Annotated in this window: 13 protein-coding genes, 1 tRNA gene and 1 pseudogene; 6 read left to right on the top strand and 9 right to left on the bottom strand. The window is 70.1% G+C overall.

Annotated elements, in window-relative coordinates:
* Positions 1–11: 11 nt before the first annotated feature.
* From ACGG9C_RS07315 to ACGG9C_RS07305, 3 genes are read right to left on the bottom strand one after another with little or no spacing between them, the layout of a single operon-like run.
* Complete coding sequence (locus ACGG9C_RS07315; RefSeq protein WP_390178468.1) at positions 12–1238, bottom strand: type II secretion system F family protein; 1227 nt, start codon at positions 1236–1238, stop codon at positions 12–14.
* 1 nt (position 1239) lies between these two features.
* On the bottom strand, positions 1240–2436 hold the full coding sequence (locus ACGG9C_RS07310) for a type IV pilus twitching motility protein PilT (protein ID WP_272872941.1): 1197 nt from the start codon (positions 2434–2436) through the stop codon (positions 1240–1242).
* A complete protein-coding gene (locus ACGG9C_RS07305; RefSeq protein ID WP_194384009.1) occupies positions 2423–4087 on the bottom strand; it encodes a GspE/PulE family protein in 1665 nt (554 codons plus the stop codon). The genes ACGG9C_RS07310 and ACGG9C_RS07305 overlap by 14 nt, the downstream gene beginning before the upstream one ends.
* A gap of 240 nt (positions 4088–4327) precedes the next feature.
* On the opposite strand from ACGG9C_RS07305, the gene ACGG9C_RS07300 reads away from it, so the two are divergent.
* A complete protein-coding gene (locus ACGG9C_RS07300) occupies positions 4328–5131 on the top strand; it encodes a response regulator transcription factor (RefSeq protein ID WP_194384010.1) in 804 nt (267 codons plus the stop codon).
* A gap of 6 nt (positions 5132–5137) precedes the next feature.
* Here ACGG9C_RS07300 and ACGG9C_RS07295 read toward each other — a convergent pair whose 3' ends face one another.
* Both ACGG9C_RS07295 and ACGG9C_RS07290 read right to left on the bottom strand, forming a co-directional pair.
* Entirely contained in the window at positions 5138–6328 is a 1191-nt protein-coding gene (locus ACGG9C_RS07295) for a cation:proton antiporter (RefSeq protein ID WP_194384011.1), read from the bottom strand.
* A 7-nt stretch (positions 6329–6335) separates the two neighbouring features.
* Positions 6336–6824, bottom strand: coding sequence for a cation:proton antiporter regulatory subunit (locus ACGG9C_RS07290; protein WP_194384012.1), 489 nt, complete (start codon positions 6822–6824; stop codon positions 6336–6338).
* Between the two features lie 81 nt (positions 6825–6905).
* On the opposite strand from ACGG9C_RS07290, the gene ACGG9C_RS07285 reads away from it, so the two are divergent.
* A complete protein-coding gene (locus ACGG9C_RS07285; protein ID WP_194384013.1) occupies positions 6906–8312 on the top strand; it encodes an MFS transporter in 1407 nt (468 codons plus the stop codon).
* Between the two features lie 18 nt (positions 8313–8330).
* Here ACGG9C_RS07285 and ACGG9C_RS07280 read toward each other — a convergent pair whose 3' ends face one another.
* Both ACGG9C_RS07280 and ACGG9C_RS07275 read right to left on the bottom strand, forming a co-directional pair.
* Complete coding sequence (locus tag ACGG9C_RS07280; protein ID WP_228481140.1) at positions 8331–10103, bottom strand: BCCT family transporter; 1773 nt, start codon at positions 10101–10103, stop codon at positions 8331–8333.
* A 183-nt stretch (positions 10104–10286) separates the two neighbouring features.
* Positions 10287–10880, bottom strand: a complete 594-nt coding sequence (locus tag ACGG9C_RS07275; RefSeq protein ID WP_194384014.1) for a MarR family winged helix-turn-helix transcriptional regulator — start codon at positions 10878–10880, stop codon at positions 10287–10289.
* A 91-nt stretch (positions 10881–10971) separates the two neighbouring features.
* On the opposite strand from ACGG9C_RS07275, the gene ACGG9C_RS07270 reads away from it, so the two are divergent.
* The 3 genes from ACGG9C_RS07270 to ACGG9C_RS07260 all read left to right on the top strand — a co-directional run bounded on the left by ACGG9C_RS07270 (position 10972) and on the right by ACGG9C_RS07260 (position 15094).
* Positions 10972–11601 carry a MarR family winged helix-turn-helix transcriptional regulator gene (locus tag ACGG9C_RS07270; RefSeq protein WP_194384015.1) on the top strand — a complete coding sequence of 210 codons (630 nt, stop codon included), beginning with the start codon at positions 10972–10974 and terminating at the stop codon, positions 11599–11601.
* A 179-nt stretch (positions 11602–11780) separates the two neighbouring features.
* Positions 11781–12827 (top strand): LacI family DNA-binding transcriptional regulator, encoded by a 1047-nt coding sequence (locus ACGG9C_RS07265; protein WP_194384016.1) that lies wholly within the window; start codon positions 11781–11783, stop codon positions 12825–12827.
* Positions 12785–15094, top strand: coding sequence for an alpha-galactosidase (locus ACGG9C_RS07260; RefSeq protein ID WP_194384017.1), 2310 nt, complete (start codon positions 12785–12787; stop codon positions 15092–15094). Before ACGG9C_RS07265 ends, ACGG9C_RS07260 begins: the two co-directional genes overlap by 43 nt.
* 168 nt (positions 15095–15262) lie before the next feature.
* On the opposite strand, the gene dcd is transcribed toward ACGG9C_RS07260, so the two are convergent.
* A complete protein-coding gene (gene dcd / locus ACGG9C_RS07255; RefSeq protein WP_071045473.1) occupies positions 15263–15868 on the bottom strand; it encodes a dCTP deaminase in 606 nt (201 codons plus the stop codon).
* 79 nt (positions 15869–15947) lie between these two features.
* On the opposite strand from dcd, the gene ACGG9C_RS07250 reads away from it, so the two are divergent.
* Positions 15948–16021, top strand: a tRNA-Gly gene (locus ACGG9C_RS07250).
* Between the two features lie 108 nt (positions 16022–16129).
* On the opposite strand, the pseudogene ACGG9C_RS07245 reads toward ACGG9C_RS07250, so the two are convergent.
* Positions 16130–16335, bottom strand: a pseudogene (locus tag ACGG9C_RS07245) (hypothetical protein); the annotation flags it as partial.

The following is a 16335-nucleotide window of genomic DNA, read 5'->3' as shown; positions in this document are numbered from 1 at the left end:
GCCGGCCCCGGTCACTGACCGAGCTGCTGGTACATCGTGAACATCGGCATGTAGAGCGCGACGACCATGCCGCCGATGAGGAGTCCGAGCACCGTCATCATGATCGGCTCGATCATGCTCGTCAGCTGCTCGGATGCCGCGTCGACCTCGGCCTCGTACATCGCCGCGATGTTCTCGAGCATGTCCGGAAGCGACCCCGACTCCTCGCCGACCGACACCATCTGGCTGACCATCGGCGGAAAGACGGCGGCGCGCGCGAGTGGCGCCGAGAACGACCGGCCGAGGCGCACCGATTCGCGCACGCTGCGCAGGGCGTCTTCGATGGCCTTGTTGTTCGCCGCCCTGCCAACGAGGTCGAGGGCCTGCATGAGGGGCACCCCGGCCCCGAGCATCATCGACAGGTTGCGGGCGAATCGCGCCACGGCGATCTTCGTCACCAGGGAGCCGAACACCGGCATCCGCAGGCGGAAAGGATCGACGACGCCCCGGAAGCGGTCGGTGTGTTTCACGCGCTGGTACCAGATCCACCCCGCCACGGCGACCACGATCAGCAGCGGCAGGATCCACACCATGTTGTGCGACAGGGTCACGAGCATCTGCGTCGGGAGCGGGAGCTCGCCGCCCATGCTCGCGAACATGTTCTCGAACACCGGCACCACGAACGTGATCATCGCGATGACGCCGACGACCGCGATGACGAGCACGATGATCGGGTAGGTCATGGCGGAGCGGATCTTCTGCTGCAGCTTCACGTCGGCCTGGTAGCTGCGCGAGATTGCCTCGAGCGAGTCGGCGAGGAAGCCGCCGGTCTCGCCGACGCTCACGAGGCTCACCATCAGCGGCGGGAAGACGTTCGGATGCGCCGCGAGCGCGGTGGAGAACGACGACCCCGACTCGATGTCGACCTGCACCGCCGTCAGCGCCGACGCCAGCCGCCGGTTCGGGGTCTGCTCGGCGAGCAGGGCGAGCGCCCGCATGAGGGGGAGCCCCGCCTGGATGAGTCCGGCGAACTGCTGCGCGAACACCGCGAGGTCCTTCGTGGCGACGCCGCGCTCGAACCCGGGGATCGTCACGTCGCGGTTGAGCCCCGTCTTGGACTGCGCCACGACGCTGAGCGGAGCGAGCCCCTGCGCCCGGAGCTTCGCCACGACGGCGCTCTCGCTCGCCGCTTCGAGCACCCCCTTCGCCTCCGCCCCGGTGGCGGTGGCCGCGCGCCAGCGATATTCCTCCAGCGGCATGTCACAGGATCCAGTCGTCCGACGGCGGCGCGGGGTCGGCGTTTCCGCCGAGCCACGCCTCGGCGTCGTAGTCGCGCGGGCGCACTCGCACGCCGTCGAGGGCATGCGGGTCGGTGAGGTAGTGACGCGCGAGCGAGGCGGCGACGTCGCCCGATTCGACGAGGGTCTTCAGCGACTGATCCAGCGTGTGCATGCCGTGACCCTCCCCGGCCTGCATCGCGTTGTACAGCTGGGCGATCTGGTTCTCGCGCACGAGGTTCGCCACCGCCGGCGTCGACACGAGCACCTCGGTCGCGATCACGCGGCCTCCCCCCTGCGCCTTGGGCAGGAGCGTCTGGCTGATGACCCCCTGCAGCGTGTCGCCGAGCTGGCTGCGCACCTGGTTCTGCTGGTGCGCGGGGAACGCGTCGACGATGCGGTTGATGCTCTTCGCCGCCCCCTGCGTGTGCAGGGTGGAGAGCACGAGGTGGCCCGTCTCGGCAGCGGTGAGCGCGGTCGAGATCGACTCCGGGTCGCGCAGCTCGCCGATGAGGATGACGTCGGGATCCTGCCGGAGCACGCGGCGGAGCGCTTCGGCGAAGGAGGTCGTGTCGGCGCCGACCTCGCGCTGGTGGATGAGCGAGCGCTGCGACGTGTGCACGAACTCGATCGGATCCTCCACCGTCACCACGTGATCCTGCTTGGTGCGGTTGATGAGGTCGATCATGGCCGTCAGGGTCGTCGACTTGCCCGATCCGGTCGGCCCGGTCACGAGCACGAGCCCGCGCGGACGCAGCGCGAGGTCTCCGGCGATGGCCGGCGCGCCCAGCTCGTCGAGGGTGAAGGCGCGGCTCGCGATGAGACGGAAGGCCGCCGCGACCTGCCCGAGCTGGCGGAACACGTTCACGCGGAACCGCCCGGTCCCGGGCACCGTGTGGGAGAGGTCGACATCGCCGGTGGCGTGGAACCCCTCGCGGTGCGCGGCGGACATGATCCCCACGAGTGCGTCGAGCAGCACCGGTCCCGGGATGGGGTGCTCGTAGCCCGGCACCGGCACGAGGTGTCCGTCGTGCCGGTGGAGCGCCGGCGCGTCGGCGGAGAAGTGGATGTCGGATGACCCCATCGTCGCGGCCGTGCGGAGCACCCCCTCCAGCACCCGCTCGGGCGCGTCTTCGGCGACACCGCCCCCTGACCGCATCCGCAGTTCAGACCGTGACACGCAGCACCTCCTCGATCGTGGTGAGACCTTCGAGCACCTTCGACCACCCGTCGGCCCGCAGGCTCGTCATGCCCTGCGCGAGCGCGAGCTCCCGCAGGTCGGCGCCGGATGCGCTGCGCACCACCGCCGCCTCCAGGTCGGGGGTCATCGCCATCACCTCGTGCAGGCCGACGCGTCCGCGATAGCCCGTCCCGGAGCACGCCGGGCACCCCTGCGCGCCGTAGAGCACGGGCACGTCGGTCGGATCGTGCGGAACACCCAGGCGCGAGAGCACCGCCGAGTCCTCGCGATAGGGCTGCCGGCAGGTCGAGCACAGCCGCCGCGCGAGGCGCTGCGCGACCACCGCCGACAACGCGGTGGCGACGAGGTAGGGCTCGGCGCCGATCTCGGTGAGACGCGCGACGGCGCCCGGAGCGTCGTTCGTGTGCAGCGTCGAGAGCACGAGGTGGCCGGTGAGCGCTGCCTCGATGGAGATGACGGCCGTCTCACTGTCGCGGATCTCGCCCACGAGCACGATGTCGGGGTCGGAGCGCAGGATGCTGCGCAGCACCGACTGGAACGTCAGGCCGGCCTTGGCGTTGACCTGCACCTGGTTGACCCCCGCCATGCGGTACTCGACGGGATCCTCGACCGTGATGACGTTCACGCGCGGGTTCGACACCTCCCGCAGCGCCGTGTAGAGCGTCGTGGACTTGCCCGATCCGGTCGGCCCGGTCACGAGCACCATGCCGTGCGGCCGCTCGATGGCGCCGCGGAAGCGCGTCAGATTGCCGCGGCCCATCCGCAGATCGGCGAGGGAGAGGCTGACGGCGGTGTTGTCGAGGATGCGCATCACGATCTTCTCGCCCCACACCGTGGGGAGCGTCGCGACGCGGAGATCGACCTTGCGGCCGCCGTGCGAGACCGACAGCCGGCCGTCCTGCGGCCGGCGCCGCTCGGCGATGTCGATGGAGGCCATGATCTTCAGCCGCGAGATGATGCCGTCCTGGATGTTGCGGTCGGCCCGCTGCATCTCGTGCAGCACCCCGTCGATGCGATAGCGCACGGTCAGGTGGGACTCGCCCGGCTCCACGTGGATGTCGCTCGCGCGATCGTCGATCGCCTGCGTGACGAGGAGGTTCACGAACCGCACGATCGGCGCATCGCTGTCCTGATCGTCGACGACCTCGGTCGCCGACAGGTGTGTGGCCGCGCTCTCCTCCAGCTCGGCGGACAGATCGGAGAGCTCCTCGTCGGATCGCACGTAGCGCTGGAACGCCAGCTGGAGCGCGTCGGCCGCGACGACGACCGGCTCCACCTGCAGGTCGGTGACGGTGGACACGTCGTCGAGCGCGATGATGTCGGTGGGATTGGCCATGGCGAGCACGACCCGGTCGGCCGTGCGACCGATGGGGAGCACGTCGTACTTCCGGCAGAGGCCGCCGGGCACGAGCGTGACGACCTCGGGTTCGAGCTGCAGTCCGGTGATGTCGACGAAGCGGTGGCCCGTCTGGCGCGCGATCGCCTCGGCGAGCTGTGACGGGGTGACGATCTCGCGCGCGACGACCTCGTGCAGGAAGCGGTCGCCCTCACCGTGTTCGGCGAGCAGCTCGCTGAGCGTCGAGGCGCGCGTGGATCCCAGGAGGACGAGCGTCTGCGCGATTCCCCGCACGGTTCTCCCCCCGTTCTCCTCCGGCGACCCAGGCTAGATCTCGGCCGTCTCGTGGCACGACTTCCGCGACCTTTCCTGAGCCAAAGCCGGTCGACCTGAGGAAAAACTGAAGTTATGGGGCGGATGGGGACTGTGTGAAAGCTGAGTTTTATGAGAAGTTACTCATGAAAGACAGAATTTCTTGCACGTACGCCTCGCCAGCTGTATCGACGTTCGCCCCCACATACGCCGAAGGCCCCCATGCGCCCCATCGCCACTCACCCCCTGTCGGATCCGTTCGCGCGGACCGCCCTCGTCATCGACAGTCGCGCCGATCGAGCCAAGGCGGTGGCCGACCGCCTGTCGCAGCAGGGCTTCCGGGTGCGTTCCGCTGCGACGGCCTTCAGTGGAATCGACGCGGCCGCGCAGCATCGCCCCGACCTCGTGATCGTGCAGACCGACCTGGCGGGCCTCGACGGCTTCGAAGCCGTCCGTCGCATCCGGGACTTCAGCGACGCCTTCGTGATCATGCTGTCCGACGACGATTCCGAGTCCGCGACGGTCGAGGGCTTCCGCGCCGGCGCCGACGACTACCTCGCCGGCCCGGTCCGCCCCCACGCGCTCCGCGCACGCATCGATGCGCTGCTGCGTCGCTCGCGCAGCCTGACGAGCACCGGAGCTCCGCGCCAGGACGAGGGCGCGTGGCTCACGCACGGACCGCTGCGGATGCATCCGCACTCGCGTCGCGTCGAGATGCGCGGCCGCGCGTGCGAGCTGACGCGGTCGGAGTTCGACATCCTGCACATGCTCGTGCGCGCCAAGGAGCAGGTCTTCAGCAAGTCGTCGCTCGCGCTCATGCTGCGCGAGACCAACGGGCTGCCCGGCCAGCACATCACCGAGCACGACCGTCACGCGGTCGAGGTGCACATCATGAACATCCGTCGCAAGCTCGGAGACGACGCCCGCTCGCCGGAGTGCATCGCGACGGTGCGGGGGCTCGGCTACCGCCTGGCTCCGGCGACCGCCCGCGTGCGCACCATCGAGCCCCTCTCCGCCGTCGGCTGACGCCGCTCACGCGCGGGTGGGGCGGCCAGCGCCCTGTCGACGTGCCGTCCACGCGGTGAACGCCCTCGTGTCCGGGATGCGCGCCAGCAGGGGGCCGGCGATGATCGTGATCAGCACGTACGCGGTCGCCAGCGCGGCGAGGGACCGGTCCACGCCCGCAGCGATCGCGAGGCCGGCGATCACGATCGAGAACTCGCCTCTCGGCATGAGGGCGAACCCAGCGCGCCAGCGTCCGGCCTCGCCGATCCGGCTGCGACGGGCCGCGAGATAGCCGGTGAGGAGCTTCGTCGCCATCGTGACGGCGGCCAGGGCGAGCGCGGGCAGGAGCATCGGCAGCAGGTCGGCGGGGTCGGTGGACAGCCCGAAGAAGAGGAAGAACACCGACGCGAACAGGTCGCGCAGCGGGGTGAGCATCTGCTGGGCGTGCCGGGCGACCGGGCCGGAGATCGCGATGCCGACGAGGAACGCGCCGACCGCCGACGACACGCTCGCCTGCGCGGCGAGGCCCGCCACGATGAGGGTCACCCCCAGCACCGTCAGCAGGAGCACTTCGGCGCTGCGCGAAGAGACGAGCCGCGACACGACGTGCCCGTGCCGCAGGGCCACGAACAGGATGACGGCGACCACCGCGATCGCGATGACGACGGTGAGCACGCTCGCTCCGAGACTCAGCCCCAGCAGCAGCGCGGTCAGCAGCGGCAGGTAGAACGCCATCGCGAGGTCCTCGATCACGAGGATCGACAGCACGACCGGAGTCTCGCGGTTGGTGAGGCGTCCGAGGTCCTGCAGGAGCTTCGCCACGACGCCCGACGACGAGATCCAGGTGATCCCGCCGAGCGCGACCGCCGCGATCGGCCCCCAGCCCAGGAGCAGCGCGAACGCCGCACCCGGGAGGGCATTCAGCAGCATGTCGATCACCCCCGCGCGGCGGGAGGTGCGCAGGCTGCCGACGAGCTCATCCGCGGTGTATTCGAGCCCGAGCATGAGCAGCAGGAGCACCACGCCGATCTCGGCGCCGATCTCGATGAACTCCTCCCCGGCGGCGAACGGGAGCAGGCCGCCCTCGCCGAACGCGAGGCCGCCGAGCAGGATCAGCGGGATCGGCGAGATGCCGAGCCGGCCGGCGAGTCGGCCGAGAAGGGCGATGCCCAGCAGGAGCGCGCCGAGCTCGATGAGCACGAGCGCGCCGTGATCCATGGGGTGCTCAGCTTCCCTCGATGATCCGGGCCAGCATCTCCAGGCCCCGCGCCGTGCCGATCGCCACGAGCGAGTCGCCGACACTCAGCACGTCGTCCGGTCCGGGCGCCGGCACGACGCCGCCGGCGCGCACGACGGCGACGATCGAACATCGGGTGAGGGTGCGGGCGCGGGTGGCGCCCAGGGGGCGTCCGGCGTAGGGCGAGTCGGCCCGCACCGGGATCTGCGAGGTCGACAGGCCGTCGACCTGGTCGCGGAGGCCCGCGAGCTGGGTCATGATGACCGAGCCGCCGAGCACCTCCGACAGCGCGGTGGCCTCGTCGTCGGTAATCTCCAGCGACAGCTCGGCGCGGTCCGGATCATGGGGATCCGCGACGGCGAGCTCGCGGCCCCCGTCGCGGAAGGTGACGATCGACACGCGACGCCCTGCCGCGGTCTCGACATCGTGACGGATGCCGATCCCCGGCAGTTCGGTGCGCTCGACATTGACGGGCATGGCCACATCCTCGCATCATGAGGCGATCCCCGCTCGCCGCCGAGCACCGGCCGTTCACCGAAAGGTCATACTGTGACCGACATGCCGCATCCCGACCGCCCCTCCCCGGAATCTGGACATCCCACGACGCAGGCCGACGACGCACCGGACACGCGCCGGCGCGGTGTGCTCGCGTGGGCCCTGTGGGACTGGGGGTCGGCGGCCTTCAACGCGGTCGTGACCACGTTCGTCTTCAGCACCTACCTCGCCAGCAGCCTGTTCGTCGACCCTGCCATCGTCGACGCCGCCGGAGGCAACGACGACGATCCGGCGCTCGTGGCCGCCCTGGCGAACAACGCCAGCGTGGTCGGCGTCGCCCTCATGATCGCCGGCATCCTCATCGCCGTGCTCGCCCCCGTTCTCGGCCAGCGCTCCGACGGGAGCGGTCGCCGCAAGTTCTGGCTCGGCGTGAACACGCTCGTGGTCGTCGGCGCCATGGCCGCGATGTTCTTCGTCGAGGGCACACCCGGCTACCTCATCCTCGGAGCCACGCTGCTCGCGGTCGGGAACGTCTTCTTCGAGTTCGCCGGGGTCAACTACAACGCCATGCTCGTGCAGGTGTCGACGCCGAAGAACATGGGCCGCGTGTCGGGCTTCGGATGGGGCATGGGCTACGTCGGCGGCATCGTGCTGCTCCTGCTGCTGCTCGTGCTGTTCATCCAGAGCTTCGGCGCCGACGGGGCGGCGGGTGTGCTCGACATCCCGACCGACGACGGGCTCAACATCCGCGTCGCGATCGTCGCCTCGGCGGTGTGGTTCGGCATCTTCGCGATCCCCGTGCTGCTGCGCGTTCCCGAAATCCCGGCGGCCGAGCGCCGGGTGCGTGTGGGCTTCTTCCGCTCCTACGCGGTGCTGTGGGGCACCCTCACCAAGCTCTGGCACGGCAACCGGCAGGTGCTGATGTTCCTGCTGGCCAGCGCCGTCTTCCGCGACGGGCTCGCGGGCGTCTTCACCTTCGGCGCGATCATCGCCGCCCAGGTGTTCCGGTTCTCCTCCAGCGAGGTGCTCTACTTCGCCGTGGCCGCCAACGTCGTCGCGGGCGCATCCACGATCCTCGCCGGGCGCCTCGACGACCGCTTCGGACCGAAGAACGTCATCATGGCCTCGCTCATCGGCCTCGTCGCGACGGGGACGGTGGTGCTCTTCATCGGCACTGCGCAGATCGGCTTCTGGATCACCGGCCTCATCCTCACCGCCTTCGTCGGGCCGGTGCAGTCGGCGAGCCGGTCGTTCCTCGCCCGCATCACGCCGCCGGGGCGCGAGGGCGAGATCTTCGGCCTCTATGCCACCACCGGCCGCGCCGTGTCGTTCATGGCGCCGGGCCTGTTCGCCCTCTTCGTCGCGATCTCGGGCGACACCCGACTGGGCATCCTCGGCATCACCATCGTGCTGCTGGCCGGGCTCGCCCTCATGATCCCGGTGAAGGCGAAGCAGGCCGTCATCGACTGACGACGGCCTGCTCCCCGATCACTCGGGCGGATACGCTCCCACGTCCTTGCGAGACGCCTCGATCTGGGTGACCGACGGATCGACGCGCTCCGCCGGCGAGGCTCCCGAGCCACGGCCGGTGCCTGCGCCGTTCCCGTCACCGCTGTCGGCGCGCCGATGCATCCACTTCGGCAGGCGCGGCCACCTCACGCCGCGCTGGTCGGGCTCCTCGACCTCGAGGCCGTAGTAGTCGCCGATGCGCTCGACGAAGGCGGCGCGCTGCGCGTGGTCGTAGGCGCGGCGTTCGCGTTGGAACGCCACGATCGTCGACCAGCAGATCAGCAGCATCACGACACTGAACGGCAGGGCGATCGTGATCGCCGCCGTCTGCAGGGCGGTGAGTCCGCCGGTGAGCAGCAGCGCGATCGCGAGCAGCGCGGTCACGAGCGTGAAGAAAGTGCGGATCCACTTCGCCGGCTCCTGATTGCCGCCGGTGGCGATCATCCCCATCACGAGCGCCCCGGAATCGGACGACGTGATGAAGAACACCGCCACGAGCACCATCACGCCGATCGTGAGCAGCGTCGTGCCCGGGAAGTAGTCCAGGAGCTGGAAGATCGCCCCCTCGATGTTCACCGATCCGTCGGCCGTCGTCATCGATCCCGGCTGGTCGAGCTCGAGGTACAGGGCCGATCCGCCCAGCACCGCGAACCACAGGATGCCGAGCAGGGTCGGCACGCCGATCACGCCGAGCACGAACTGACGCACGGTGCGCCCGCGGGAGATGCGGGCGATGAAGATGCCGACGAAGGGCGCCCACGAGATCCACCAGCCCCAGTAGAACGAGGTCCACGACGACTGCCAGTCCTCCCCGGCGGTGCCCTGGAAGGCACTCACCGTGAAGGAGAGGCCGACGAAGTTCTGGATGTAGGAGCCGATCGACTGCACCCACTCGCGCAGCAGGTACTCCGTCTGCCCGAAGATCAGGATGTAGAGCAGGAGCAGGCCGGCGAGGATCAGGTTCGTCGAGGACAGCCACTTCATGCCTCGGGTGACGCCGGACAGCACCGATGCGAGCACGCACACCGTGATGACGCCGATGATGATCACCTGCAGGCCCGCGGAGGGCTCGGCGATACCGGCGGCGTCGAGACCCGCGCTGATCTGCAGCACGCCGAGGCCGAGCGAGGTCGCCACACCGAAGAGCGTTCCGGCGAGGGCGACGACGTCGATCGCATGACCCCAGGGTCCTTCGACGCGCTTGCGCCCGAGGACGGGCTCGAGCGTCCAGCGGATCGAGATCGGCCGGCCGCGCCGGTGGATGGCGTAGGCGAGGCTGAGTCCGACGATGACGTAGATCGACCAGGCCGTGACCCCCCAGTGGAGGTACGTCTGGGTGAGCGCCGCCTGCGCGAGCTGCGGCGGCTCGCCGGTCACGCCGGGTCGCGGCGAGATGAAGTGGCTGAGCGGCTCGCTGACGCCGTAGAAGACCAGGCCGATGCCCATGCCCGCGGCGAACAGCAGGGAGAACCAGGCGCCGAGGGAGAACTCGGGCTCGTCGTTGTCTCGACCGAGCTTGATGTCGCCGAAGCGGGAGAACCCGAAGACGATCGCGACCGCGACGAAGATCGCCGCGATCAGCACGTAGTACCAGCTGAAGCCGTTGACGATGGAGTTCTGCAGGCCCAGGAACAGATCTTCAGCCGCACCGGGGGCGAGGATCGCGAAGGCGCTGAAGGCGATCACGACTCCCGCTGCGGGCCAGAAGACCCAGGGCTGCACTCCCTTCCCGGCGGCGAGGGTGCTGGTCACATCCTCCTCGGCGGGCTTCACGTCGAGGAGGTTCTCGGTCTCTTCGGTCGGAGAGGAGGTCGGGTCGTCGGGCGCGGGGTCGTCAGGCGCCGTATCGGCGCGCGTCTGGTTCTCGCTCACCGCTCCACGGTATCGACGCCCGCCGGACGACCGAAAGTCATGGTGGTGTGCCGCGGCCGGCGGCTATGCTCGAGGGTTCTCGCCGGGCGCCGGCCCGGGCCACGCGTCGGCGAGCTTGCCGAGCAGGCGCGCGAGTTCCACGCGCTCGGCGTCGGTGAAGCCCGCCAGGGCGGTGCGCACCGCATCCGTCCGCTCGCCCCGGAAACTTCGCGCGATCGCGGCGCCCTCCTCTGTCAGGGCGATGCGCGTGCGACGTGCGTCGTCGGGATGCGCCTCGCGGCGGACCATCCCCTCCTGCACGCCCTGCTGCACCAGTCGCGAAGCACGGGGCTGGTCGACACCGATCCTCTCGGCGAGCTCGCTCACGCCCAGCGGCTCCGGCGAGCTCGCGAGCACGTCGAGCATGCGCACCCGCGCCGGACCGCCGAATCGGCCGGGTCCGGCGAGCGGGTGCGAACCCGGCCACTCCGGGCGCCCCCGCTCGCCGACGCCCGGCTTGCCGTGCGACCCGGGCTTGCCGTGCGACCCGGGCTTGCCGTGCCGGCCGTGAGGATGACGACCGCCCTCCCACGGCGGCCGGGAGAAGCGCCGCCCCCGCAGGCGAGCGAGCGCGGCGGCGATCGTGGCGGCGGGGTCGTCGGGCCGAGGATCGGTCATGGTTCGAATTTACATGTCTCTTGACATGTTCCACACAAGCATGTCACCATGCATGTAGTTGTTACATGACATATATCTGAGGAGAACTTCCATGAACACCCCCGAAACACCCACACCCCGCCCCCTCGGCTTCTGGCTGCGCGCGCTGGATGCTTCACTCTCGCGAGAGATCGACGGGCGCCTTGCGGCCGAAGACGTCACACGACGCGACTGGATGCTGCTGAACGTCATCGACGGATCCATCGACGCACCCTGGCCCACGCGCCAGGGCCGCGGCCCTGGCCACGGACGCGGACGCCACCTGCGCCACCTCGCCGACCGAGGCTGGGTGGAGGAGGCCGGAGACGGCAGCCTGTCGCTCACCGACGCCGGTCGCGAGGCGAAGCAGCGTCTGGCGGGCATCATCGACGAGGTGCGCTCCCGCCTGGTCGAGACCGTCGGCGAGCAGGACTACGAAACGACCGTGCGCAGCCTCGAGGCCCTCACCCGCTCGCTCGGCGGCGCCGACGACGACTCGTTCGACTTCGCTCGCGGCCGCTTCGGTCGCGGGCACGGCTTCGGCCGCGGGCACGGCGACGGGCACGGTCGCGGATACCGACACGGCTCCGGCGACGGGCACGGTCGCGGATTCCGTGACGGCTGGGACGGCAACCGCCACCACGGCTTCGGTCCGCGCCACCCCGGCTACGGCCCCCGCCCCGACCGCGCCCCCACCGCCTGACGACACCCGACCCCGCCCCGCCGATGTCGGAGAATCGCGCCGATGTCGGAGGATTCGCCCGAAATCGTCCGACATCGAGCTGAATCTCCGACATCGGCGGGGGCGATGCGACCTCCCGCGCCGGTCTACCCGGGTAGACTCGCGCTCGCCGAGGGATTCAGGGCGAGGGAGAGCGACGGATGGGGCGGGACGAGGCGCGCAGCCGCCGGGTGACCCGGGCCGACGTCGCGCGTGCGGCGGGCGTGAGCACGGCCGTCGTGAGCTACGTCATGAACGGCGGCCCGCGTCCGGTTGCGCCCGAGACGGCGGCCCGCGTGCGCGCGGCGATGGATGACCTGGGCTACCGGCCGAACCACGCGGCACGCACCCTCAATCTCGGCACGACCCGCACCATCGGCCTCGTGCTGCAGGACACGCTCAACCCCTACTTCGCCGAGTTTGCCGGTGAGATCGACCGCGCCGCCCGCGAACGCGGATTCGGCGTGCTCACCGCCGAGTCGCACGGCGATCGCGACGCCGAACGCCGCCTGCTCTCGGATCTGTCCGACCGTCAGGTCGACGCCCTGCTGCTCGCGAGCTCGGGGCCTCCCACCACCGAGCCCGCCGTTGCCAACCCGCGGGATCCCACCACCGTGCTGCTCGACTGCGCCGGTCCGGTCGCCGGTCATCACACGATCGGTCCGGATGCCGCCTCCGGCGCCCGCGCCGCCGTCGCCCATCTCGCACAGGTGCACGGCCGCCGGCGCATCGGCATGGTCATCGGCCCCGACGGTCTCGCCAGCCCCGATCCGCGCCTCGCCGGATGGCGCAGCGAAACCAAGGCGCGCGGCGTCACGCCGGGCGCCCTCGCGGTCGACGACTGGAGCAACGCGGGCGGATACCGCGCCGCACGACGCCTCCTCGACACCGGAGCACTGCCCGACGCGCTCTTCGTCGGCTCCGATGCGCAGGCGATCGGCGTGCTCCGCGCCCTCCTCGAGGCTGGCATCGACATCCCGCGCGCGTGTCCGATCGTGAGCTTCGACGGCACGGGCGCCGGCGACTTCACGTGGCCGGCGCTCACCTCAGCACGTCAGCCCGTGCGCGAGATGGCCGATCTCGCGCTCGCGCTGGTCGCGCATCCCGACCCCGACCCGCGCTATCACGCGTTTCCCGTCGACCTCGTCGTGCGGGAATCGTGCGGATGCCCCCTCACACCCCCGGTCGCAGGACCGATCGATTCCTGACGCGAAAGGCCTCCGTGACCTCCTCCTCCCCCGCCTTCCCGCGGCGCGCCGTGTCGCTGCGCGCCGCCGGCGTCGCGCTCGTGCTCGACCTCTCCGGCGATCTGCTCCCGGCGACCGCGCACTGGGGCGCCGACCCCGGACAGCTGAATGAGCCGGAGGCGTTCGCGCTCATCGACGCCGGCGTGAACCCCGTCGGCCTCAACCAGGTGGACGAGCCGGTGCGCGTGGCGATCCTTCCCGAGGGGTCGAGCGGATGGCCCGGCCGTCCCGGCGTATCCGGTTCGCGCGGCGGCACGGCGTGGTCGCCGCGATTCCGGGTGACCGAGCGCACACTCGGAGGCGTCGCGGTGCGTGATGGCTACACCGAGTCCGGGCCGGGGGAGCTCGTCGTGCGCGCCGAAGACGCCAGAGCCGGCCTCGCGCTGACGCTCCGCGTGGAGCTGCTGCCCAGCGGACTCGTGCGCACACGAGCGGAGCTGACCAATCTCGGCACCGACGACTACGCGCTCGATGCGCTCACGCCGGCGCTGCCGATCCCGCCCATCGCCGGCGAGGTGCTCGACTTCGCCGGCCGCTGGGCGCGTGAGCGTACACCGCAGCGCACCGACCTCGGTGTCGGCATCCACTCGCGCGAGAACCGCCGAGGGCGCACCGGCGCCGATTCGGCCTATCTGCTGCACGCCGGGGTGCCCGGATTCGACTTCGCTTCGGGAGAGGTGTGGGCGGTGCACGCGGCGTGGAGCGGCAACCACGTGCACTACGCCGAGCGGCTCTTCAGCGGCGAGCAGATGCTCGGGGGCGGCGAACTGCTGCTGCCCGGCGAGGTCGTCCTCGACGCGGGTGCGTCTTACACGTCGCCATGGCTCTACGGCGCATACGGCGACGGGCTCGACGAGCTCGCGGCGCGTTTCCATCGGCATCTGCGGGCCCGTCCGCAGCATCCGTCGTCGCCGCGCCCGGTCACCCTCAACGTGTGGGAGGCGGTCTACTTCGACCACTCCCTGCCGGGACTCATCGATCTCGCCGACCGGGCAGCGGAGATCGGGGTGGAGCGCTACGTGCTCGACGACGGCTGGTTCGGATCCCGCCGCGACGACACCTCCGGCCTCGGCGACTGGCAGGTGTCTGCGGATGTCTGGCCCGACGGGCTCGGGCCACTGGTCGACCACGTGACCGGACTCGGCATGCAGTTCGGACTGTGGTTCGAGCCCGAGATGGTGAACCTCGACTCCGACGTGGCGCGGGCGCATCCGGAATGGATCATGAGCGCCGATCCCGACCGGCTGCCGGTTCCGAGCCGCCACCAGCAGGTGCTGAACCTGGCGATCCCGGCCTGCTACGACCACATCCGGGATGCGATGGTCGCGATTCTGCGCGAGTACGACATCTCGTACATCAAGTGGGATCACAACCGCGACCTCGTCGAAGCGGCCGACCGCATCGACGGCCGACCGGTCGTGCACGCCCAGACGCTCGCCTTCTACCGGCTCGTCGACGAGTTGAAGGCGACCTTCCCGGGCCTCGAGATCGAGTCGTGCTCCTCGGGTGGCGGGCGCATCGACCTCGAGGTGATCGAGCGCACCGACCGCGTTTGGACATCGGACTGCATCGACCCGCACGAGCGCCAGCTCATGCACCGCTGGACCCAGCAGCTGCTGCCGCCCGAGCTGATGGGCGCGCACATCGCGTCAGGCGTCTCGCATACGACCGGACGGGGCCACTCGCTGGAATACCGCGCGTCGACCGCGCTGTTCGGTCACTTGGGCATCGAGTGGGATCTGCGCGACGCCCCGGCGGCGGAGTTCGCGCAGCTCACAGCCTGGGTGGCGTTCTACAAGCAGTGGCGTGACCTGCTGCACACCGGCACGATCGTGCGTCTCGACACCGGTGACGAGACCCTGTTCGGTCACGGCGTGGTCGACGCGGACCGTTCCCGCGCGCTGTTCGCGATCACCTCGGTCGACCGGCCGGTGACGAGCATGTACGGGCGCGTGCGCCTGCGCGGGCTCGATCCGGATCGTCGCTACCGGGTGCGCCCGGTACTGCCGGCGGGAAGTCTCGGCGGGATGCTGCCGCCACCGTGGTGGGGTGGCGGCGCGGGTGACATGGCCGCGCACTCCGCGGTCACCGCCGACGATGTCGCTGCGAGCGTGGGTGCCGTCTTCACCGGCGGGACCCTCGAGCGGGTCGGCCTCACGCATCCGGCGGTGTTCCCCGACACGACCGTGCTTTACGACGTCGAGGCGATCGACTCGGTTGCCCGTTGACGGGGCGTCCCGCGGTCGCCGCTGTGCCCCCCGACGACGCAGCGACCGCGGGGTAAACCCCGGGTATCGGTGTTCGTGAAGGCGACGACTCCGTGGCCTCCGACTGCCGACGCGACTCAGGTTAGAGGATTCTCATCCCGAGGGGAAGGGGTGCAGCGAAGCGGATTCTCATCGACCCGCGGAGCCCGCATCGGTGACGCCGACATCGGATCGGTGGAAGTTCTGGAACGAGCGCGAGGCGGTCGGTCCGCGCTGCCCCTGGTAACGGTTGGCGTACGGGCCGGAGCCGTAGGGGTTCTCGGTCGGCGACGAGAGCCGGAAGAAGCACAGCTGCCCGATCTTCATGCCCGGCCACAGCTTGATCGGCAGGGTCGCGACGTTGGACAGTTCGAGGGTCACGTGGCCCGAGAACCCCGGGTCGATGAATCCGGCCGTCGAGTGGGTGAGGAGTCCCAGGCGGCCGAGCGACGACTTGCCCTCCAGACGCGCTGCGACATCGTCGGGCAGGGTGACCTGCTCGAACGTCGACCCGAGCGCGAACTCTCCCGGATGCAGGATGAACGGCTCATCCGGCGCGACCTCGATCAGGTGCGTGAGGTCGGGCTGGTCTTCGGCGGGATCGATGAACGGGTACTTGTGGTTGTCGAACAGCCGGAAGTACCGGTCCAGGCGAACGTCGACGCTGGACGGCTGCACCATCCGCGCATCCCAGGGGGCGATTCCGATGCGTTCGGCGTGGACTTCTGCGCGGATATCGCGATCGGAAAGCAGCACGGCATCAGCCTAGCGATCCGCGTGCGAGCGTTCGACGCCGACCTTGTTATGCTGTCGGATGCTGCGGTTTTCCGCTCTCGGGGATGTAGTTCAATGGTAGAACTTCTGCTTCCCAAGCAGACAGCGCGGGTTCGATTCCCGTCATCCCCTCCACAAGCCCTCACGTGCCACCGACGGTGGTGCGGGAGGGCTCTCGTACGGATGCCGTCGGCATCGATCCGCCTGCGGGCGTCCTGATCCGCCCACGGCACAGCGGGTTGTCTAGAAAGGCGCTGGGCAGACTTCTGGGTCGGGTGGGTCCGCGTCGCCCGGGCCGCCGACCCCGTCGGGCATGAACATGACTCGTGGTGGTGGGTCGTCGTCGTATTCGAGGCCGGAGGGTGCGGTGAAGTGAAGTCTTCCGCCGGGCATTTGGACGACGGTCCATCCGGCGGCTTGTTTCAGCGCGTGGTGGCTTTCGCAGAACG

Source organism: Microbacterium sp. MTN4-26 (genome assembly GCF_042846595.1).
GTDB lineage: Bacteria > Actinomycetota > Actinomycetes > Actinomycetales > Microbacteriaceae > Microbacterium > Microbacterium luteum.
Note: the sequence above shows the minus strand (reverse complement) of the source record. Positions and strands in the feature narration are given on the sequence as shown.